Raw genomic sequence first — 20,778 nt, 5'->3', positions numbered from 1 at the left:
ATGTCCGGACATGGTTTTCACGTTCACGGCCCGCATGACCATGAGCTCGAGCATGCGGCCCAGCATGAGCCCAAGGGCCTGGCCGGCCAGCTGGCAGTGATCACAGCCATCCTCGCCACGGTCGGCGCCATGTTCTCCTACATGGGCGGCGCCACCCAGGCCAATGCCGGCCTGTACAAGAACGACGCGGCGATCAAGAAGACCGAGGCCGCCAACAAGTGGTCCTACTTCCAGTCCAAGAGCGGCAAGCAGAACCTGGCCGAGATCGCCATGGACCTGGCGCCCAGCGAAGAGCAGAAGGCCAAGTACCGCAGCAAGATCGAGCGCTACGAAGCGGAGAAGAACCAGATCAAGGCGGAGGCCGAGAAGCTGGAGGCCGAATCGGCCGAGTGGGACCACAAGAGCGCCGAGCAACTGCACCAGCACCACCGCTGGGCACAGGCGACCACGGCCCTGTCCGTCTCCATCGCCCTGGCCGCCATCGCCCTCTTGACCAAGAAGCGCTGGATGGAGATCGCAACGATAGGCATGGGCCTGGTCGGCGTCGCCCTGGGCGGCGTGGCCTGGTTCCACCTCTGACAAGGACTCCGCGATGAAGCTCGCCACCTGGAACGTCAACTCGCTGGGCGTGCGGCTGCCGCAGCTGCTGGACTGGCTGGCGGCCAATCCGATCGATGCCCTGGTCCTGCAGGAAACCAAGCTGACCGACGACAAGTTCCCCACGATGGAAATCGGCGCGGCCGGCTACCAGGTCCAGTGGTTCGGCCAGAAGACCTACAACGGCGTGGCCCTGATCAGCAAGACACCGGCCGAGGCCGTGGTCAAGAACATCCCGGGCTTCGCCGACGAGCAGGCTCGCGTGATCGCCGGCACCGTGGCCGGGGTGCGCGTGATCGGCGCCTACTTCCCCAACGGCCAGGCGCCCGACAGCGAGAAGTTCGTCTACAAGATGGCCTGGCTGGATGCGCTGCGCGCCTGGGTGGCCGACGAGCTCAAGAGCCACGACAAGCTGGTGCTGATGGGCGACTACAACATCGCCCCCGAAGACCGCGACGTCTACGACCCCGTGGCCTGGGCTGGCCAGATCCACTGCACGCCGCAGGAGCGCGGCCATTTCCAGGGCCTGCTGGACCTGGGCCTGGTCGATGCGTTCCGGCTGTTCGAGCAGGCGCCCAAGAGCTGGAGCTGGTGGGACTACCGCAACCTCGCCTTCCGCAAGAACCAGGGCCTGCGCATCGACCACATCCTGGTGAGCGAGGCGCTCAAGTCCGGGGTCAAGTCCTGTGTGATCGACAAAGTGCCGCGCAAGAACGAGCGGCCCAGCGACCACGCGCCGGTGGTGGTCGAGATCGAGCGCTAGTCAGCCCGGCAGGCTTTCGCGCAGCGCATCGCGCAATTCGGCCCAGCTGTAGCTGGCCTGCGCCGCCAGCAGGCCGGCCTTGCCGAACACCGGCGTCAGGCCGTAGCGCTGCAGCGAAGCCGGCAAGGCCGACTTGCCGCTGATCGCGTCGGCCAGCAGTTCGCCCGCCACTGTCGTCGGCGCCACGCCGTGACCACCGAAGGCCTGGGCGAACCACAGGCCAGGCGCCAGCTGGCCGATTTGCGGCATCTTGTGGCGGGCATAGCTCATCAGGCCGCCCCAGGCATGCTCGATCTTCAACGAGGCCAGCTGCGGATAGACCTTGAGCATGTCGGCTCTCAGCAGCTCGGCGATGCGCACCGGCTCGCGCTCCAGGATGGAAATGCGGCCACCCCAAAGCAGCCGGCGGTCGGCCAGCATCCGGTAGTAGTCGAAGGCAAATCGGTTGTCGTAGAGCGCGGCCGGTGTGCGTATCGGATCCAGGTCAGTTGGCAAGGGTTCGGTCGCCATCACATAGGTGGCGATGGGCAGGCGCACGCCGGTCAGCGAAGGCAGCAGGCCCTGCAGATAGCCGCCGCCGGCAATCACCAGTTGCTCGGCACGCAAGCTGGCGCCATGGCTGGTGCGTATCAGATGGCCACCGCCCGCCACCGCATCTATTGCCTCCACACCGCTGTGCTCATGGACCCTGCCGCCGTCATCGGCAATCAGCTTCGCCAGGCCCAGCGCGTACTTGAGCGGATGGAAGTGAAAGGCATCGCGCTCCCGCAAGGCAGCACCGTAGCGCTCGCTGTCCAGCCATTGGCGGACCTGGTCGGGCGCGATTTCGTCCCAGCTCACGCCGAATTGCTCGCGCAGCCAGCGCGCTTGCTCGCGCAGCTGGCGCTCAGCGCGGCGGCTGCCGCGGAACCAGTTGAGCCACAGGGCGCCACCTTCTACGCGCTCGCAGTCCAGGCCGTGGCTCTCGATGCGGCGGCGTATCAGGCCGACGGCATCGCGGCTCAGCGCGTAGAGCTCGCGGGCCGGTGCCAGGCCGAGGTCGTTCACCAGGTCGGAAGCATCGCGGCTGTAGCCACCGAAAACGAAGCCACCATTGCGGCCCGAGGCACCGTGGCCTATGGTTCTGGCCTCCAGCACGGCCACGCTCTTGCGGCCTCGCTCTTGCAGGCCGCGCGCCGTGGCCAGGCCGGCGAAACCGCCGCCGAGGATGGCGGTCTCTACGAAAGCTGTGGAGCCCACGAGTGGCTTGAATTCGATCCCGGGCGCGGTGGCGGCGTAGTAGCTGTCGAAAGGCATCACCGCATTCTGCCGGGCCTCGCCTGTCTCCTAGATGGCAGCGCGGCACAAGGGCATTTGCCTAGCATCACAATGATCCGAACGAAACCGATGGAGCAGGCGATGAGTGATCAGGTGCTGGAGCAGTGGATGGCCGACGAGGCCGCCATCCGGGAGAAGCGCAGAGGCTATGGCGTGGCGCGGCCGGATCAGGTCATGGGCCGCAGCGGCCTGCAGCTGCTGGAGGCCATGCTGGCCGGCGAGCTGCCGGCGGCGAATATTGGCGAGACCATGGACTTCAGCCTGATCTCGGTGAAGCATGGCGAGGCCATCTTCCAGGGCAAGCCGCAGCGGCGCCACTACAACCCCATGGGCAGCGTGCATGGCGGCTGGTACGCCACGCTGCTGGATTCGGCGCTGGGCTGCGCCGTCCACACCACCATGCCGGTGGGCCGCGGCTATACGACGCTGGAGTTCAAGGTGAACCTGGTGCGTGCGCTGGACGAGCGCGTGCCCCTGGTGCGCGCCATCGGCCGGGTGGTCCATGGCGGCAAGCAGGTCGCGACGGCGGAGGCCGAGCTGGTCGGCCACGATGGGCGCCTGTACGCCCATGCCACGACGACCTGTCTGATCTTCGACTTAGCCGCGAAGACTTGAGGCTGCCTTGGCCAGGGCCGTGATACGGCCCCAGTCGCCGGCGTCCATCGCATCCTGCGGCGTCAGCCAGGAGCCGCCGCAGACCTTGACGTTCGGCAGCGACAGGAACTGAGGTGCCGTCTCAGGCGTGATGCCGCCGGTGGGGCAGAAGGCGATGTCCGGGAACGGACCGGCCAGGGCCTTGAGCAGGTTCACGCCGCCCACGGCCACGGCCGGGAACAGCTTGAGGAAGCTGAAGCCGGCGCTGCTGGCCTGCATCACCTCGCTGGCCGTGGACACGCCCGGCAGCAGCGGCAGGCCGAATTCCTTGCAGGCAGCGGCCAGCGCATCTGTGTAGCCGGGGCTGACGCCGAAGCGGCAGCCTGCATTCTTGGCCGCCTGCACATCGGCCGCCGTGCGCAAGGTGCCGGCACCAACGATGGCCTCGGGCACGGCCCGGGCCATGGCCTCCATGGCCTGCAGCGCCACCGGAGTGCGCAGAGTCACCTCCAGCACCTTGACGCCGCCGGCCACCAGGGCCTCGGCCAGGGGCACGGCATGCTCCAGCTTCTGGATCACGATGACGGGAATGACGGGGCCGTGGCTGGCCAGGCTGAGGGTTTCGTTGCTCATGGATTTCAAAGCCGGGGTTACAGCCAGGTGACGGCGCCTTCTTCGGCGGTCTTGACATTGCGACGGAAGCCGCCGAACAGCTCGCGGCCCAGGCCGTGGCCGTTGTCGTCGACCTGTTCGGACCTGATCTGGGCCTGCTCGCGGGCCGCCCATTCGGCCTCAGGCACCAGGGCCAGCAGCTCGCCCTTGATGCCGTCGACGCGCACCAGGTCGCCATCGCGCAGCTTGCCCAGCGGGCCACCGGCCAGCGCCTCGGGCGAGACATGGATGGCCGCCGGCACCTTGCCCGAAGCGCCGCTCATGCGGCCATCGGTCACCAGGGCCACCTTGAAGCCCTTGCCCTGCTGCACCGCCAGCGGCGGCGTCAGCTTGTGCAACTCAGGCATGCCATTGGCCTGCGGGCCTTGGAAGCGCACAACGACGACCACGTCGCGCTCCAGCTCGCCGTTCTTGAAGGCGGCCAGCATGCTTTCCTGGTCGTCGAAGATGCGCGCCGGCGCCTCGACCACATGGCGGTCTTCCGGCACGGCCGAGACCTTGATCACCGCACGGCCGATGTTGCCGGCCAGCAGCTTGAGGCCACCGGTGGCGCTGAACGGGGCGGCGGCGGTGCGGACCACGCTGTCGTCGCCGCTGGTCGGGGCCAGGTCTTGCCAGGCCACGCCCTGCTCGGCCGCATGCGGCAAGCGGGTGAACGGACGCAGCGAGGGGCCGGCCACGCTCACCACGTCCTCATGCATCAGGCCGGCGTCCAGCAGCTCGCGGATCACGAAGCCCGGGCCGCCCGCGGCCTGGAACTGGTTCACGTCGGCCGAGCCGTTCGGATAGACGCGGGCCAGCAGCGGCACGACGCCGGACAGGTCGGAGAAGTCGCTCCAGTCGATCAGGATGCCGGCCGAGCGGGCCACGGCCACCCAGTGGATCAGGTGGTTGGTCGAACCGCCGGTGGCCAGCAGGGCCACCATGGCGTTGACGATGGCCTTCTCGTCGACCAGCTTGCCGATCGGCGTGTACTCGCCCTTGGGCGTGATGCGCAGCGCCGTGCGTACGGCCTCGCGGCTCAGGCGCTCGCGCAGCGGGTCATGCGGATGGACGAAGGCGGCGCCGGGCACATGCAGGCCCATGGCCTCGAGCAGCATCTGGTTGCTGTTGGCCGTTCCGTAGAAGGTGCAGGTGCCAGCTCCGTGATAGGCGGCGGACTCGGCCTTGAGCAGCTCGTCGCGGCCGACCTTGCCCTGGGCATAGAGCTCGCGGACCTTGGCCTTGTCGTTGTTGGACAGGCCCGAACTCATCGGACCGGCCGGCACGAAGACGCAGGGCAGATGGCCGAAATGCAGGGCACCGATCAGCAGGCCGGGCACGATCTTGTCGCAGATGCCCAGCAGCAGGGCCGCGTCAAACACATCATGCGAAAGCGCGATGGCCGTGCCCATGGCGATGCTGTCGCGCGAGAACAGACTGAGCTCCATGCCCGGCAGGCCCTGGGTGACGCCGTCACACATGGCCGGCACGCCACCAGCCACCTGCACCGTGGCGCCCTGCTTCGCCGCTTCGTCGCGTATCAGGGCCGGATAGCCCTCGTAGGGCTGGTGGGCCGACAGCATGTCGTTGTAGGCCGTGACGACGGCCAGGTGCGGCGCCTTCTCGGCAACGATGCGCAGCTTGTCGTTGGCCGGCATCGCAGCCACCGCGTGAGCGACGTTGGCGCAGCCCATGCGTTCGACACCGCGCTTGCGACCGGCCAGCTTGTCGATCTGGGCCAGATAACGCGCGCGCGATGCGCTTGAGCGCTGACGGATTCGCTCCGTCACTTCGATCAGGATTCGGTTCTTGTCCATGCAACACGCGGCGATGTAACTCGCCCGGGTGAAATCAAGTAACCATATTACAGGAACAGGATGGCCCGCTGGTTACAGACCGGGTACGCCTTTCATCAGGCCTCAGCGACTCGATCCCAGGGTCTCGCGGGCCTGTTCGCCGCGCAGCCGGGCAAGGTCTTCCACCGTGTCCACATCGACCAGCACGCCGGCGTCGTCCACTTCCACCGGCTGGGCCGGATAACGGGCCAGCAGGCGGCGCGCGCCTTCGTCGCCTTCCAGGGCCACCAGCTCCGAATACAGCTCGGCGCTGAAGCCGACCGGATGGCCGCGCTGGCCACGGTACTGGGCGAAGGCAACCGGATACTGCTCGATGGCCTCGGCCACGGCGAGCAGCGTGGCTGGCTGCAGCAGGGGCATGTCGCCGGGCACGATCAGCCAGCCCTCGGCATCGCCGGTGGCGGCCACGCCGGCCGCGATGGAAAAGCCCATGCCGAGCGGATTGGGCCGGCCCCGGCTGGTCAGTTCGGGCACCTTGATCAGGTCGCTCGCCGCGACCAGGTTGGACACCATGGGCGCCAGCTTCTCGCTGGACACCACCACCACCCTGAGTTTGGTCTCGAGCGCATGGGCCACGGTGCGCGACAACAAGGTCCCACCACCCAGGCGCTGCTCCAGCTTGTGCCCGGTGCCTCTAAAGCGCTGGCCGCGCCCCGCGGCCAACACGACGACTACGGGTCGTCGCTTGATCATCTCTACTTCCTTCGTCAGCGGCCGACGGACGAATCCGCCCTGTGCCCATGGAAACGAATATGACGTGCGCCCAGCGCACCAGCCACTGGGGCCTTCCATTAAGGGAAGGTATCAATAAGGCCTTGCGCATATGTGGCTTGCTCTAGTGGGGCCGTCATACTGCAGCCATGAGCAAACTCTCCGACATGCGCAAGAGCTACGAGCGCGCCGAACTCGACGACGAGGCCGCCGCCGGCGAGCCGCTTGCCCAGTTCAGGCAGTGGTTCGACGAGGCCCTCAAGGCCGAGGTTCCCGAACCCAATGCCATGACGCTGGCCACCGTGGGCGCAGACGGCCGGCCCTCGACCCGCATCGTGCTGGTCAAGGACGTCGATGCGCGGGGCCTGGTCTGGTACACCAACTACGACAGCCGCAAGGGCCGGGAGCTGGCCGCCCATCCGTTCGCTGCCCTGCAGTTCCACTGGGTCGAACTGGAGCGCGTGGTGCGCATCGAGGGTCGTGTCGAGAAGGTGGACGAGGCTCAGTCCGATGCCTACTACCAGTCGCGCCCGCTGGATTCTCGGCTGGGCGCCTGGGCTTCGCCGCAGAGCCAGGTGATCGGCTCGCGGGCCGTGCTCGTGGCCAATGCGGCCAAGGCAGCGGCCCAGCACGGGCTGAACCCGCCCAGGCCTCCGCATTGGGGTGGCTTCCGCCTGGTGCCCGAACGCTGGGAGTTCTGGCAGGGCCGCAAGTCGCGCCTGCATGACCGGCTTTGCTACCGGCTGCAGGCGGACGGCCAATGGCTGCGCGAGCGCCTGGCGCCCTGAGTTCAGAACCGGAACTGCACGCCGGTCTGGACCGCGCGGCCCGGCAGTGGCGCCAGGCCACGTATCGTCAGCGGACTGCCGGCGTTGAAGGCCAGCTGGTTGCCGAGGTTGTCCAGCCGCAGGTACCAGAGCGCATCGTTCTCGCCCAGGCGGAACTGGCGAGCAATGGCCAGGCGCACGGTGCCGTAGCCGGCCGTCGCCCGGTCGAGTGCCGGCACCCGGTCCTGGCGTGCCACGCCGCGCCATTCCAGGCGGTTGGACCAGGGGCCCTGGCGCCATTCGGCGGCCAGCACGGCCTTCATCGGAGCCAGCCGCGGCAGCGGTTCTCCGGTGGCAAGCTCGGTGCCTCGCACGGCGTCCAATGCAGCTGAAACTTTCAGGCTGCCGGCGGCGAGCTTCCACTCCTGGTGGGCCTCCAGCTCGAAGCCCTGCAGCTGGGCCCGCACGCCATGGTAGGCGTAGACCGGCTGTTCACCGCCCTCGCCATCGTCCACCTGTTCGCCAGTGGCCTGCAGCGCGATGTAGTTGGAGAAGCGGGTGCGATACAGACCCAGGCGCAGCCCGGCGCCGTGGGCTTCCCAGCCCAGGCTGAGCTCGGCACCGCGGGCCTTTTCCAGCCCCAGCAAGCGGTCGCCACGTTCGAAGGCGCCCGAAGCCACGTGGATGCCGTTGGCATACAGCTCGGCAAAGGTAGGCGACCTTTCGCTCTGGTTCAGGTTGAGCGCCAGTTCCCAGCTCGAAGACAGGTGCCAGTTGGCGCTGAGCGAAACGCTGCCTGGCTTGAAGCGGCGCGCATCCGGTGCACCGAAGCGCGGCTCCGCAGCATCGGCGCCGTCGCCGTCCGAGTTGATCCGGACTTGCTCACGACGCGCACCGGCACTGAGATGCCAGTCGCCCAGCTGCAGCTGTTCCAGGACGAAGAGCGCCGCGCTGCGTGTGCGCGTGGTCGGGACCAGGGCCTCTTCGCCCAGCGCCGAGAAGTCGCTGCGTTCAAGCTGGGTGCCTATCACGCCGCGCAGCGAGCCTAGCGGCTCATGCTCGGCCTCGATGCGCAGGTCCTTGCCGCGGCTGTTGAAGACCGTGCCCACGGCGCCATCGCCCTCGATCTCGCGATGCTCGTAGCGGCTGGCCGATGCCTGCCACCGCAGACGCCGCAGCGGGCCGTCGCTCCAGCGCAGTTCGCCGGCATTGGCCAGGCGCTGGCGTTCCATCTTGATCTTGACGTCGGGCTCGACGGTGACGCCGTAGTCGCTGCGGTAGCCGTCGAAGGACAGGCCGACATAGCCGTTGGCGAGCTGGCGCGAGGTGCCCAGGGCGCCGCCCTGGCTGTCGCTGGCCGAGTTGCGCACCCGCTGGCCGGTCTGGCCCTCGGAATCGGTGAAGCGCGGCACGCGCAGGTCGCTGGTGCGGCGGCCGGCCAGGTCGGCATGCCAGGCCCAATCGCCGGCACCGCCGTCCAGCACGGCGGCGGCGCTGCGCTCTCCATTGGCGCCGCCCAGGCGGAATTCGGTGACGCCGCTGAGCTCGGCCTGGCGCTGGCGCGGGATGCGGTTGTCCAGCGTGTTGACCACGCCGCCCAGGGCATTGCCGCCATAGAGCAGGGCCGAGGCACCGCGCAGCACTTCCACGCGTTCGATGACCAGCGGATCGATGGGCACGGCATGGTCGAAGCTGAGGCTGGAAGCATCGACCGAGGCGCCCGAGTTGCTCATCAGGCGCACGCGGTCGCCGTCGAGGCCTCGGATCGTCGGCCGGTTGGCGTTCGGCCCGAAGTAGCTGGAGCCGACGCCGGACAGACCACTCAGCGTGTCGCCGAGCGAAGTGCCGCGCTGCAGGGTAAGGTCGTCGCCAGCGAGACTGCGGAGCTGGCCGGGCGCCTCGTTGCTGCGCAGCGGATTGCCGGTCACGGTCACCGTGCTCAGCTTCTCGTTGGACGTGCGGGCTGCCGGTGCTTCGGAAGGACCGTTGTCGGCCTGGGCCAGGTAGGGGACGCAGGCCAGGGCCAGCGCCGTCAAGCGATACCGCTTGGGATTCTTGGGTTGGATGAACAACATGGACGGAATGCTCTGCGGACGGCCAAGGCCTGTGCAGCCTTGGCGCCAATACACCTCTGCTCCGCGGCAGCCACAGCAAGGGCCGACGCGGAGCGCCTGAAGGGCTCAGGCCAGGGAGGGTGGGCCGCGAGCCCGGGAGGCCGCAGGGGCGGCCTGGGGCTGACCAGCAGGCAGCGTCAGCGGTGCTGCCTGAGCCGTGGCCAGCGGCTGCCAGCTGGGCGCCGGGCAGTCGAAGCCCAGTTGCTGGTTCAGCTGGTCGAACAGCTGGCAGTCCTTGCTGCCCTGTTCGTGGCCGAAGGCCTGCTTGCCCAGCTCGATCTTCTGCCCGTGGAGCAGACCGTGCCACTGGCCCAGGGCCTGGGTGGCCAGCACCGTCGCGGCCAGCCACAGCACCAGCCAGCCGAAGCGGCGGGTGTGTTGGCGCAGACGGTACAGCGAGCTTTGCATGGCGGCCGCTATTGTGCCGCTTCGCGCCGGATCAGGCAGTGCCGTTCTTCATCAGCCGTGCGAAGGTCTTGTGGAACTTCTCGACCTTGCCGGCCACGACGAAGGCGCAATAGCCCTGCTCCGGATGCCGGGCGTAGTAGTGCTGGTGGTAGGCCTCCGCCGGCCAGTAGTCGCGGATGGGCAGCAGTTCGGTGACCACGCGGCCATGGTGGGCCTCATTCGCCTCGTCCAGCACCTGGCGGCAGACGGTTTCTTGCTCGGGACTGTGGAAATAGATGCCGGAGCGGTATTGCGTGCCCACGTCGGCGCCCTGGCGGTTCAAGGTGGTCGGATCGTGGATGACGAAGAACACCTCCAGCAGCTCGCGCAAGCTGACCTGGGTCGGGTCGAAGTCGATGCGCAGCACCTCGGCATGGCCGGTGTTGCCCGAGCAGATCTGCTCGTAGTTGGGGTTGGCCAGATGGCCCATGGCATAGCCGGATTCGACCTGCGCCACGCCGCGGACCAATTCGTAGACCGCTTCCGTGCACCAGAAGCAGCCGCCGGCGAGCGTGATGCGTTGCAGGGGCTGGGTCATGGCGTTCTCCTTCGGTCGGGGGCTGGGGGCGGCGAGCATAGACCAGGCCGGTTCGCCCTGCTCAGGGCGCTTCGAGTGCCAGTTCGACCTGTGGGGCTCCGCTCTTGGGCGCAGCCAGGAACAGGCGCTCATTGGGCACGCCTCGGGCGATCAGGGCGTCCCGCACGAGCACCGCACGGGCCAGGGCCAGCTGGCGCGCGGCCTCGGCATCGATGCTGTACGAATCGAGCAGCAGCTTCTCCATCTCGGCCGCTGGCAGCTCCTTCAGCAGGCCGACCAGATTGCGCGGCCGGGTCTTCAGCTCGCTGCGCAGGTAGACCGAGCGCAAGAGCTGCTCGCGGCCTGGCTTGGCGCTCGCGTCGCGCCGCTGCTCGCGCTGGCGCTCGGCCTCGATGGCCTGGTTCAGCTTCCCTTGCTTCAAGGCTTCACGCTCGCTGTCCAGCGAGGAGCTACCAATGATGGACAAGCGCAGCTGTGGCCGGTCGTTCAGGGCCTTGGCCAGCTTGTCGAGCTTGCCCATGCCGTCGGCACCCAGCTCACTGGCGCCTTGCGCCATGGCCAGCACGCTACTGTCTTCATGGCCTCCGCCGGCCAGCAGGCTGAAGGGCGAGGTCAGGGCCTTGCCTATCAGGTTGAGGAACAACCGCCAGACCAGGCCGCCGACGCTGAACTCGGGATCATTGATCGAGCCCGAGACCGGCAGGTTGATGTCGATGACGCCGTCGCGGTCCTTCAGCAGGGCCAAGGCGAACTTGACCGGCAGCGAGGTGGCCTCCGGGCTGTCGACCTTGTCGCCGAACGTCAGCTGGTTGAGGATGACCTGGTTGTTGGCCTGCAGTTGGCCGCCCGGCGCGATCTTGTATTCCAGCTTCGTGGAAAGCTTGCCGCGCTCGATGGCGTAGCCGGCGTATTTGCCGGCATAGGGCGACAGCGGCGCCAGCTCGATCTCGCTGGCCTGGGCCTTGATGTCCAGCGCCAGCGGGCTGATCGCCACCTGGCCGCCTATCTCCAGGCGGCCGGTGCCGGCCACCTTGCCGTGCAGCTCCACCGTGGACATTTGCTGGCTGTCGCTGCTCAGGGCACCTATGCGGCCTTCCAGCTCGCTCAGGCGGGCGTTGTAGTTGGGCCGGATGAAACGGTCGCTGAAATCGACCTTGCCGCCGCTGAGCTTGATCGGCCCGAGCTGGTACTGCGGAGCCGGGCCCGGGGCCGCTGCGCCAGCCTTCTCCGGCTGCTGCACGCCGCGCAGATTGAAGTGGCCTTGCGGGTCGATGTCGAGCCTGGCAAAGAATTCGGCCAACTCGCTTTCGGCAACCGCCAGGCGCGGCGCCTCGTTCGGAGCCAGGGCGAGGCGCAGCTTCTTCAGGTCCAGGCTCCGCCAGCTCAGCAATTCCTCTCGGCTTTCGCCACGGGCCAGACGCAGCAGCAGATCGTTCAGCTGCAGATCGCCGCTCAGCTGAATCTTTGGGCCCTCGACTTCCACATCGCCCTGCCAGCTGGCATCGGCGCGCTGCAGGCGAACGCCCATCTGCTGCTCCACATAGGGGCTGATGCCACCCAGCGGCAGATGCTCGATCTGCAGCCGGCCGGCCAGCTTGGCCTGCGGCAGCTCGACGCGGCCGTTCCAGCGCAGGCGGCCGCTTTCATCCACCTTGGCCCGGCCCTCGCGGACCGAACCCAGCTTCAGCGCCACCTGCAAGGGGCTGCTGGCGGGCTGGCCCCAGGCCAGTTCCTGCAGCTTGATACCGACCTCGCTGGCGACCAGGTGCACAGGCCGCGGCATGCTCGCGTCCTGCACTTCGACCTGGCCCTGCTCCAGGCTGAGGCCGGCCAGGCTGAGCTGCCAAGGCGCGGCATTGCCTGCCGCCGCCTTGTCATGCGCCGGCGGCAGCCATTGCTCGAAATTCCAGCCGCCCTGCTCCGCCCGCTTGATCGTGGCCCGCGGCTGCGCCAGCCGCAGCTGGCCGGCCTTGACTCGCTGCTTGGCAGGCAGGACTTCGGCCTGGTCCAGCGTCAGCGAAGCGAGCGAGAGTTCGGTGCCGGCCTTCAACTGCTCCAGCTTCAGGTCGCGCAGACTCAGCTGCGGAGCACTGCCCGCTTCCAGCGGCTGCTCCCATTGCACGGCCGCCGCGGTGTTCAGCTTGCCGCTCAGCTTCAGGGGCAAGACCGGCTTCAGATAAGCCTCGATGCTGGTCAGCGAGAAATCCTGCACCTGTGCATCGGCCTTGAGCGCCTGCTTGGACAACTCGCCCTTGGCCGAGAGCTGCGCCTTGTCCAGCCCCATGGACAGCTCGAAGCGGGCCGGCTGCTCCACCAGGGGCCACTTCAGGCTTTGCAGCCTGAGTTCGATGGGATCGAGCTTCAGCTTGGTCGCGACGGAGTCGTCGTGCAGCGCCAGCGAGGCCTTGCGCAGGCTCAGCTTATCGATGGCCAGGTTCCAAGGAGCCGCAGCGGGCGCTGAAGCTGCCACTGGCGGGCTCGCCGGCATGGGCAGTTGAAGCTGGCCTCGTGCATCCCGACGCAACTGCAAGGCCAGGCCGTCGATCTGGATATCGCCGAAACGCAGCTTGCGCTGAAGCGGCTGGAACTCGGCAATGCCCAGCTGCAGCCCCTGCCAGGCCAGGGCCTCGCGGCCGGACTGACTCAGCGCCCAGTCGGCGGCGCGCAACTGGCCGCTAAGGTCCAGCTGCGGTGCCTGTTTCTCGGGCCGCGAGAACGTGAGCTTGAACTCGGCCGACAGCTTGCCGCGCACCAGCTGCAGCGGCAGATCCTTGGGCAGGTAGACCGCATAGGGTTGCAGGTCGGTCTCGGCCAGCTTGAAGTCCAGCGAGCCGTCATGGCGAGGATCAAAAGGCCGCAGCGAAGCCTGGCTGCCGAAGGCCACGCCGTTGAGTCGCCCCTGCAGGCGCGGCTGCACCTGCACCTGCTCGTCGGTGTCCAGGCTGGAGACGAAGGGCAGCTCCAGGTCCAACTGGTCGAGCCTGTGCTGGCAGCCGGCCGGCCTGTCGTCGACCAGCACTTGCCCGCCCAGCAGACGGATGTTGTAGAGCGCGAAATCGGGCTCCTTGCCGGCCGGCGCCTCGTCGGGCTTGGCGGCGAAGCGTTTGAGCAAGTCGTCGATGCTGGAGTGCCGTTCGTCCAACTGGGTCACACGCAGCACCGGCTGTTCGATGCTCAGGGAACCGAGCACCGGGCTCAGGTGGATGAGGGAGCGCCAGGACACCCGGGTGTCTATGCGCTGGACTTGCAACAGGTCTTCATCGCCCCCTGGCGCCGGCCCTATGCGCAGCGCCTCAAGCACCAGACCGAGTCGCCAGGGCTGGAAATGGGCAGCGCCTATCGTGACCGGCCGGCCCAGGGCTTCGCTCGCCAGTTGCGCACCACGCTTCTCAATCCATCCTGGCAGCAGCGCCCAGGCCAGCAGCAGTGGCAACAGGATCACCGCCGCCACGACCAGCAGCCAGCGCCGCATCTTGTTGTTGAGGGTCAGACCTTGCATTCGCTTCTTACCTGGCATGCCGGCTATTGTCCTGGACCTACGATAGCGCCCATGCTGACACCTGACGACGCCCTTTACGCCCTGAAACCACTGCTGCTGACCTTGCTGCTGCCGCCTACGCCGGGCTTGGTGCTGATCGCCATAGGCAGCATCAGACTTCGAAAGAAGCAGCGCGGCATCTTGTGGATCGTTTTTGGAGCGCTCTATTGTTGGATGGCTTGCACCGAACGAATGGGCCATGGTGTGGAGCGCCTGCTGGGCCTGCCCCCAGCTCTGAGCATCGAGCAGCTCGAGCAACTGGCACACAGCCCGCAGACGGCCGTCCTGGTGCTGGGCGGTGGCAGCCTCGCCGAGGTCCCTGAGTACCAGGGTGAGGCAGACTTGGGGGCCCTGTCGCTGGCCCGGCTGCGATATGGCATCTGGCTGGCCCGGCGGCTCGACCTGCCCTTGGGATTCACCGGCGGCATCTCGCCTTTCGGCGACGCTCGCCGCCAGCCTGAAGCCGTGTTGGCCGCTCGCATAGCGCAGCAGGAATATGGGTTGAGGCTCACATGGGCCGAGTCGCGATCACGCACCACAAGGGAGAACGTGGTGCAGACCCTGCCCCTGCTTCGATCCAACGGGATCAAGCGAATCGTGCTGGTGACGCACGCCATGCATCTGCCTCGGGCGATGCGAGCCTTCCGCCAGGCGGGCGCCGCCGACATCGAACTGGTGCCCGCAGGCATCGAATACCGTGCAGAAAACAGCTGGACTTTGAGCGACTGGCTGCCAAGCAGCCAAGGCTTTCTTCGCTGCCGCTACGCGACCATCGAGGCTCTGGGCTTGCTGACAGGCCGTTGACAGGCTTCCAGAAATGACAAACCCCACCCCTGTCGGGGTGGGGCGGACGGCTAACGCCGCCTTTGGGGCTCCGGAGCGATTTGCCCCAGGGCTCCTGGCGCGCAGAGACTGCGCCAGAGGTAGAACCTGCGAACAGGCCTCACAAAATTAGGCGAGGCTCGGCGCGGATACAAGGTGACGACGGATCCGGCAAACCCTAGTTGCGATAAGCGCCGAAAAGTTGTTCGAACAGCGCGTCGGCCCGCCGCTGAACCGCCGAGTCCATGCTGATCGTGCGACCCCATTCGCGTGCCGTCTCGCCGCGCCACTTGTTGGTGGCATCCAAGCCCATCTTGCCCCCCAGTCCGCTGACCGGCGAGGCGAAATCCAGATAGTCGATCGGCGTGTCCTCGACCAGGGTGGTGTCGCGCACCGGGTCCATGCGGGTCGTGATCGCCCAGACCACTTCCTTCCAGTCGCGGATGTTCACGTCCTCGTCCACCACGACGATGAACTTGGTGTACATGAACTGCCGCAGGAAGCTCCACAGGCCGAACATCAGGCGCTTGGCGTGGCCGGGATAGGCCTTCTTGATGGAGATCACCGCCATGCGGTAGCTGCAGCCCTCGGGCGGCAGGTAGAAATCGACGATCTCGCTGAACTGCTTCTGCAGGATGGGCACGAAGACTTCGTTCAGCGCCACACCCAGGATTGCCGGCTCGTCGGGCGGCTTGCCGGTGTAGGTCGAGTGATAGATCGGATTGCGGCGTTGCGTCAGCCGGCTCAGCTCGAAGACCGGGAACCAGTCCTGCTCGTTGTAGTAACCCGTGTGGTCGCCGTAGGGGCCTTCAAGCGCATGCAGATAGCCGCCAATCTCCTTCAGCGGCACGCCGTCTTCGCTATGTCCAGCGAAGCCGGTGGCAGCAGTCGGGATATGGCCCTCCAGCACGATCTCGGCGCTGGCCGGCACCTGCAGCATGCGTCCGCCCTCGCCCACCTCGGTATCCACGAGCTCGGTCCGTGAGCCTCGCAGCAGGCCTGCGAACTGGTACTCCGAAAGGCTGTCCGGCACCGGCGTCACGGCGCCCAGGATGGTGGCCGGGTCGGCCCCCAGGGCCACGACGATCGGGAATGGCTGGCCCGGGTTGGCCTGCGCAAAGGCTCGGAAATCCAGGGCCCCGCCTCGATGTGCCAGCCAGCGCATGATGACTTGCCGGCGGCCAATCAGTTGCTGGCGGTAGATGCCGAGGTTCTGGCGCAGACGCGGATTCGGTACCGATTGCGGTCCACGGGTCACGACCAGGCCCCAGGTGATCAGCGGCGCCACATCGCCGGGCCAGCAGGTCTGGATGGGCAGGCGCCTCAGGTCGATGTCGGTCGCCTCCAGGACTTCTTCCTGGCACGCTGCCTTGCGGGCGACGCTGGGTTTCATGTCCCACAGCGACTTCGCCATCTGCATCAGCCGACCCACGTCCTTGATGCCCTTGGGTGGCTCGGGCTCCTTGAGGCTGGCCAGCACCTGCCCGACTTCCCGCAGCTCGGCCAGGCTCTCGGCGCCCATCCCTAGGGCCACGCGGCGGGTCGTCCCGAACAGATTGGTAAGCGCCGGTGTCTGGAAGCCGGTCGGGTTCTCGAACAGCAGGGCCGGGCCTTCGGCACGCAGCACCCTGTCACTCAGCGCAGTCATCTCCAGCACGGGCGACACCGGATCGGCGATTCGGCGCAGCTCTCCAAGCCGGTCCAACCCCTGGATGAAATCCCTCAGATCCCTGTATTTCATAACCAAACGTAATTTAACAAAGGCCTTATAGCCTTGACCGGTTATTGTCGGACCGTAAAATCCGCACGCCCAAAACAGGGTTAACCCGTGCTGCCGCCTTTTCGGGAGGGTTGCAGCGCGCCGCTGACTATGGACGCCGTCCTGGCCAAGACTGACCAGCCGCAGTGCTGCAGTGACTGGTCTAGCAATGGGCGGTCCATTATCACCGTCACCCGACGCCAAATCGCCGGCCCAAAAGGCCCGCGACACAGCGCGGTGCGGAGAAGAAAGGAGTCACATGACAGCGCGTCGTGATCTGCAATCCCTGAGCGACAAGGCCTCCGCGGCCTTGTCTCTGTTTTTCAAGGACATCGGCCAAGGCCTGCTCGTCGTTAGCCACAACACCCTCGCCCTTGTCGGCCTGGCGGTGGTGACGGTGCTGCTGACCGTGTTCTCGCAAGCCGAGCTTCGCCACAAGTTCGAGTCCGCTGCCCTGGGTTGGCTCAATGCCCGCAGCGAAGCCCGTGCCGAAGCTGAAGGCAAGTTGCTGGCCGGCCTGACCGAACCCGATGCGGTCAGCCGTGCCACTGCCGCCGATCCGCGCGAACTGCCGCGCCAGCAAGCCGCCGTGGCCCTGTGGCTGGCCCGCAAGTACCGCGTGGCGCCCGAGCCCATCAGCCGGCTGGTCCAGGAAGCCTGGTCGGTCGGTCAGCGGGCCCATGTCGAGCCGACCCTGATCCTGGCCGTCATGGCCGTCGAGTCCGGCTTCAACCCCTTTGCCCAGAGCAGCGTCGGCGCCCAAGGCCTGATGCAGGTGCTGACGCGCGTGCATGACGACAAGTACGAGGCGTTTGGTGGCAACCATGCTGCCTTCGACCCGATCACCAATCTGCGCGTCGGTGCCCAGGTGTTGCGCGACTGCATACAGCGTGCCGGCAGCATCGAGGAAGGCTTGCGTCACTACGTGGGCGCCGCCAACCTGCCGGACGATGCCGGCTATGCCGGCCGGGTGCTCGCCGAGCATGAAGCGCTGAAGGCGATTGCCGCCGGAAAACCCATGCCCAAGCCGCCGGCACCCAAGCCGGCCGACGACCAGGTTGCCTTGCTTCGCTGAGACGCGCTCGCCAAGTTGGGCGTCTGCCGGGATGGCAGACGTTACACTGCGGCCTTCGCGCGACTGGCGATCAGGGTCGAGCCTTCGATCTGAGGTGGATGACACCGTGGAGCGCGAGCGGCCGGGGCTGGTCTTATAGCCCGTCCGTCACCAGCCGTTCGCCTGGGCAGCCCCGCGATTCCGCGCTAGCGGAGCCGTGTGCGGCGCCACCCTATCAAACATCCAGCAGCCACTATGTTCGATCGCAGCCAATCCACCCTTGCCAATGTCGATCCCGAAGTCTGGGCCGCCGTCCAAGCGGAGAACCAGCGCCAGGAAGACCACATCGAGCTGATCGCCTCCGAGAACTACACCTCGCCGGCCGTGATGCAGGCTCAAGGCAGCCAGCTGACCAACAAGTACGCCGAGGGTTACCCCGGCAAGCGCTACTACGGTGGCTGCGAAAACGTCGATGTGGTGGAGCAGCTCGCCATCGACCGCCTGAAGCAGCTCTACGGCGCCAACTTCGCCAACGTGCAGGCCAACTCCGGCTCGCAGGCCAACCAGGGCGTGTTCTTCGCCCTGCTGCAGCCCGGTGACACCATCATGGGCATGAGCCTGGCCGAAGGCGGCCACCTGACCCATGGCATGGCCCTGAACATGAGCGGCAAGTGGTTCAAGGTCATCAGCTACGGCCTGAACGACAAGGAAGAGATCGACTACGACGCGATGGAGAAGCTGGCGCGCGAGCAGAAGCCCAAGCTGATCATTGCCGGCGCCTCGGCCTACTCGCTGCACATCGACTTCGAACGCTTCGGCAGGATCGCCAAGGAGATCGGCGCCTACCTGATGGTCGACATGGCCCACTACGCCGGCCTGATCGCTGCCGGCGTCTATCCCAATCCGATGCCGCATGCCGACGTGGTCACCTCGACCACCCACAAGAGCCTGCGCGGCCCGCGCGGCGGCATCATCCTGACCAACAGCGAAGAGATCGCCAAGAAGATCAACTCGGCCATCTTCCCCGGCCTGCAGGGTGGCCCGCTGATGCACGTCATCGCCGGCAAGGCCGTGGCCTTCAAGGAGGCCCTGAGCCCCGAGTTCAAGACCTACCAGGAGCAGGTGGTCAAGAACGCCAAGGTGCTGGCCGAGACCCTGATCGAGCGCGGCCTGCGCATCGTCTCGGGCGGCACGCAGAGCCATGTGATGCTGGTGGACCTGCGTCCCAAGGGCCTGACCGGTAAGGAAGCCGAGGCGCTGCTGGGCCAGGCCCACATGACCTGCAACAAGAACGGCATCCCGAACGACCCGCAGAAGCCCATGGTCACCAGCGGCATCCGCCTGGGCACGCCGGCCATGACCACGCGCGGCTTCAAGGAAGAGCAGGTGCGCGCTACCGCCCACCTGATCGCCGACGTGCTGGACAAGCCCAACGACCCGGCCGTGATCGAGACGGTGCGGGCCAAGGTCGCCGCGCTGACGCGCGACTTCCCGGTCTATCGCTGATCAAGCGTCGGCATGCGCTGTCCGTTCTGCAGCCATAGCGAAACCCAGGTCGCCGAGACCCGGGAATCCGACGAAGGCGACGTCGTCCGCCGGCGACGTCGCTGCCTGGGCTGCGACAAGCGCTTCACCACCTACGAGCGGGCCGAGATCGCCCTGCCCTCGGTGGTGAAGAAGGACGGCACTCGCGCCGACTTCGACCCCAGCAAGCTGCGCGCCTCCATGCAACTGGCGCTGCGCAAGCGGCCGGTCAGCATCGAGCAGATCGACGCCGCCCTGGCGCGCATTGAAGAGAAGCTGCTGGCCAGCGGGGCTCGCGAGCTGCCCTCGACCAAGCTGGGCGAACTGGTGATGCGCGAACTCAAGCGCATAGACAAGGTCGCCTACGTCCGCTTCGCCTCGGTCTACCGCAGCTTCGAGGACGTGGACGAATTCCGCCAGCTGATCCGCGACATTTGATCAACCCCACCACGGTGGGGTGAAGGCTTCCCTCCTGGCTAGGAGGAAGGCTTGCGCCCGAATTCCCAGAATCTTGTTCGCGAGAGCAAGAACAGATGAGGGAGGACGGGATGGCAAGCCCAAGACACAGCCTGCGCGGCCTGAGCCTGGCCGAATGCCTGATCAGTTGCGTCGTCACCTGCCTGCTGTTGCGATGGGCCCTGCCCAGCCTGCAGGAAATGCGTCAACGTGAACGCCTCCGAGCCGTGGCAGCCCAGGTCATGACGGACCTTATGCAGGCGCGAAGCGAGGCTTTCCGGCTGGATACCTCGGTGCAGATGCGTTTCAGCAATCATCCCAACGGCAGCTGCTACCTGATATTCACCGGACCCACGGCCGATTGCAGTTGCAGCGACGAAGGCCGGGCGGTCTGCGTCCGCGAGGGGCGGCTGATGAAGCTCCAATGGATACCAGCCCAGCAAGCCGCCGTGGTCCGCTCCAACGTGTCAAGCATGACCTTTTCAGGCTACCGCGGCACGGTCAGCCGGACCGGCAGCATCGACATCACCTCCAGCAACGGCCGATTGGGGATTCGCCATGTGGTCAGCATCGCGGGCAGGGTCCGCAGTTGCTCGCCAGGTGGCAGCTACCGCCACCTCAGCATCTGCACCTGAACCCTGTGGCCGACGCCGGAGCGTCGGCGCAGTCGACACCCGGCCAAATCCTTCCCCCCGGTCCGGGGGGCGGTGCTGACAAGCGGTGGAACTGGCCAGACAGCCGGTATTTCACCGGTTAGCGCGGCGGTTGAACTGCGAATAATTGCGCATGTTTGCGAAAAAGCTCCCTCGCCCAAGCTTGCCGGCCGGCCGTCGTTCGGCCCAGCCAGGGTTCACCCTGATGGAGTTGCTGATCGCCGTGGTCATTGTGGGTGTCTTGGCGGCGGCGGCACTGCCGGCCTACAACCAGTACATGAAGCGCAGCCGCCGGGCCGATGCGGCCAGCGCATTGAGCACCCTTCAGCAGGCCCAGGAACGCTACCGGGCCAATCAGCCCAACTACGCAGACAACCTGGAGCGCTTGGGCATCAGCAGCAGTGTTTCGCCGCAGGGGCACTACACGATTGCCATCATCGCCAGCAGCAGTACCGGTTACACGCTGACCGCCACCGCGCGCAGCAGCAGCCCGCAGGCCGGCGACACCGAATGCCTGTGCATGAAGCTGCAGATGCAGGGCGGCCAGGCGATCTACACCGCCGGAGCCACGGCGGAAGCCGCCGTCACCAACGGCAAATGCTGGCCGCAATGAC

At 66.9% G+C, this 20,778-nt stretch carries 19 protein-coding genes and 1 riboswitch; of the genes, 10 read left to right on the top strand and 9 right to left on the bottom strand.

The features are described from left to right. Together QT382_RS03495 and xth are read left to right on the top strand one after the other, a co-directional pair. On the top strand, positions 1-579 hold the full coding sequence (locus QT382_RS03495; RefSeq protein WP_289252654.1) for a DUF4337 domain-containing protein: 579 nt from the start codon (positions 1-3) through the stop codon (positions 577-579). A gap of 13 nt (positions 580-592) precedes the next feature. Beyond that, a complete protein-coding gene (gene xth / locus QT382_RS03490) occupies positions 593-1,360 on the top strand; it encodes an exodeoxyribonuclease III (RefSeq protein WP_289252653.1) in 768 nt (255 codons plus the stop codon). Here xth and QT382_RS03485 read toward each other — a convergent pair whose 3' ends face one another. Continuing rightward, positions 1,361-2,656 carry an NAD(P)/FAD-dependent oxidoreductase gene (locus tag QT382_RS03485; protein ID WP_289252652.1) on the bottom strand — a complete coding sequence of 432 codons (1,296 nt, stop codon included), beginning with the start codon at positions 2,654-2,656 and terminating at the stop codon, positions 1,361-1,363. It abuts the gene before it with no gap. Between the two features lie 129 nt (positions 2,657-2,785). Here QT382_RS03485 and QT382_RS03480 point away from each other — a divergent pair, with 129 nt between their 5' ends. After that, on the top strand, positions 2,786-3,292 hold the full coding sequence (locus tag QT382_RS03480; RefSeq protein ID WP_289254681.1) for a PaaI family thioesterase: 507 nt from the start codon (positions 2,786-2,788) through the stop codon (positions 3,290-3,292). On the opposite strand, the gene QT382_RS03475 is transcribed toward QT382_RS03480, so the two are convergent. The 3 genes from QT382_RS03475 to QT382_RS03465 form a co-directional block, all read right to left on the bottom strand. Beyond that, on the bottom strand, positions 3,275-3,904 hold the full coding sequence (locus tag QT382_RS03475; RefSeq protein WP_289252651.1) for a bifunctional 4-hydroxy-2-oxoglutarate aldolase/2-dehydro-3-deoxy-phosphogluconate aldolase: 630 nt from the start codon (positions 3,902-3,904) through the stop codon (positions 3,275-3,277). The two genes, QT382_RS03480 and QT382_RS03475, sit on opposite strands and share 18 nt — an antisense overlap. A 17-nt stretch (positions 3,905-3,921) precedes the next feature. Further along, positions 3,922-5,742: a phosphogluconate dehydratase gene (edd, locus tag QT382_RS03470; RefSeq protein ID WP_289252650.1), complete on the bottom strand. Its 1,821-nt coding sequence runs from the start codon at positions 5,740-5,742 to the stop codon at positions 3,922-3,924. A 102-nt stretch (positions 5,743-5,844) separates the two neighbouring features. Next, a complete protein-coding gene (locus QT382_RS03465; protein ID WP_353957253.1) occupies positions 5,845-6,474 on the bottom strand; it encodes a nucleotidyltransferase family protein in 630 nt (209 codons plus the stop codon). Between the two features lie 167 nt (positions 6,475-6,641). Between QT382_RS03465 and pdxH the strand changes: the two genes are divergently transcribed. Then, positions 6,642-7,280, top strand: a complete 639-nt coding sequence (gene pdxH / locus QT382_RS03460; RefSeq protein ID WP_289252649.1) for a pyridoxamine 5'-phosphate oxidase — start codon at positions 6,642-6,644, stop codon at positions 7,278-7,280. Between the two features lie 2 nt (positions 7,281-7,282). Here the strand turns inward: pdxH and QT382_RS03455 are convergent, their stop codons facing one another. From QT382_RS03455 to QT382_RS03440, 4 genes are all read right to left on the bottom strand, one after another. Further along, positions 7,283-9,334, bottom strand: a complete 2,052-nt coding sequence (locus QT382_RS03455; protein WP_289252648.1) for a TonB-dependent receptor — start codon at positions 9,332-9,334, stop codon at positions 7,283-7,285. A gap of 105 nt (positions 9,335-9,439) precedes the next feature. Continuing rightward, a complete protein-coding gene (locus QT382_RS03450) occupies positions 9,440-9,781 on the bottom strand; it encodes a hypothetical protein (RefSeq protein WP_289252647.1) in 342 nt (113 codons plus the stop codon). A gap of 31 nt (positions 9,782-9,812) precedes the next feature. Then, on the bottom strand, positions 9,813-10,358 hold the full coding sequence (gene msrA, locus QT382_RS03445) for a peptide-methionine (S)-S-oxide reductase MsrA (RefSeq protein WP_289252646.1): 546 nt from the start codon (positions 10,356-10,358) through the stop codon (positions 9,813-9,815). A gap of 61 nt (positions 10,359-10,419) precedes the next feature. Beyond that, entirely contained in the window at positions 10,420-13,857 is a 3,438-nt protein-coding gene (locus tag QT382_RS03440) for a DUF748 domain-containing protein (protein ID WP_289252645.1), read from the bottom strand. Positions 13,858-13,908: 51 nt separating this feature from the next. On the opposite strand from QT382_RS03440, the gene QT382_RS03435 reads away from it, so the two are divergent. Next, on the top strand, positions 13,909-14,700 hold the full coding sequence (locus QT382_RS03435; RefSeq protein ID WP_289252644.1) for a YdcF family protein: 792 nt from the start codon (positions 13,909-13,911) through the stop codon (positions 14,698-14,700). Between the two features lie 196 nt (positions 14,701-14,896). Here QT382_RS03435 and QT382_RS03430 read toward each other — a convergent pair whose 3' ends face one another. Further along, on the bottom strand, positions 14,897-16,459 hold the full coding sequence (locus QT382_RS03430; protein WP_289252643.1) for a UbiD family decarboxylase: 1,563 nt from the start codon (positions 16,457-16,459) through the stop codon (positions 14,897-14,899). A 277-nt stretch (positions 16,460-16,736) separates the two neighbouring features. Here QT382_RS03430 and QT382_RS03425 point away from each other — a divergent pair, with 277 nt between their 5' ends. The 5 genes from QT382_RS03425 to QT382_RS03405 all read left to right on the top strand — a co-directional run bounded on the left by QT382_RS03425 (position 16,737) and on the right by QT382_RS03405 (position 20,777). Continuing rightward, complete coding sequence (locus tag QT382_RS03425; protein WP_289252642.1) at positions 16,737-17,552, top strand: lytic transglycosylase domain-containing protein; 816 nt, start codon at positions 16,737-16,739, stop codon at positions 17,550-17,552. A 49-nt stretch (positions 17,553-17,601) separates the two neighbouring features. Next, a riboswitch (ZMP/ZTP riboswitch) is annotated at positions 17,602-17,727 on the top strand. Between the two features lie 59 nt (positions 17,728-17,786). After that, the gene (glyA, locus tag QT382_RS03420; protein WP_289252641.1) at positions 17,787-19,037 is read left to right on the top strand and encodes a serine hydroxymethyltransferase; all 1,251 of its coding nucleotides are present in this window, start codon (positions 17,787-17,789) and stop codon (positions 19,035-19,037) included. Positions 19,038-19,049: 12 nt separating this feature from the next. Beyond that, entirely contained in the window at positions 19,050-19,493 is a 444-nt protein-coding gene (gene nrdR, locus QT382_RS03415) for a transcriptional regulator NrdR (RefSeq protein ID WP_289252640.1), read from the top strand. Between the two features lie 110 nt (positions 19,494-19,603). Beyond that, positions 19,604-20,146, top strand: coding sequence for a GspH/FimT family pseudopilin (locus QT382_RS03410; RefSeq protein WP_289252639.1), 543 nt, complete (start codon positions 19,604-19,606; stop codon positions 20,144-20,146). A 151-nt stretch (positions 20,147-20,297) separates the two neighbouring features. Continuing rightward, positions 20,298-20,777, top strand: coding sequence for a type IV pilin protein (locus QT382_RS03405; protein WP_289252638.1), 480 nt, complete (start codon positions 20,298-20,300; stop codon positions 20,775-20,777). The last annotated feature ends 1 nt before the right edge of the window (position 20,778 follow it).

The sequence above is a fragment of the Pelomonas sp. SE-A7 genome (genome assembly GCF_030345705.1).
Classification (GTDB): Bacteria; Pseudomonadota; Gammaproteobacteria; order Burkholderiales; family Burkholderiaceae_C; genus JAUASW01.
The sequence above is the reverse complement of the archived record's forward strand: the minus strand, read 5'-3'. Positions and strand labels throughout refer to the sequence as shown.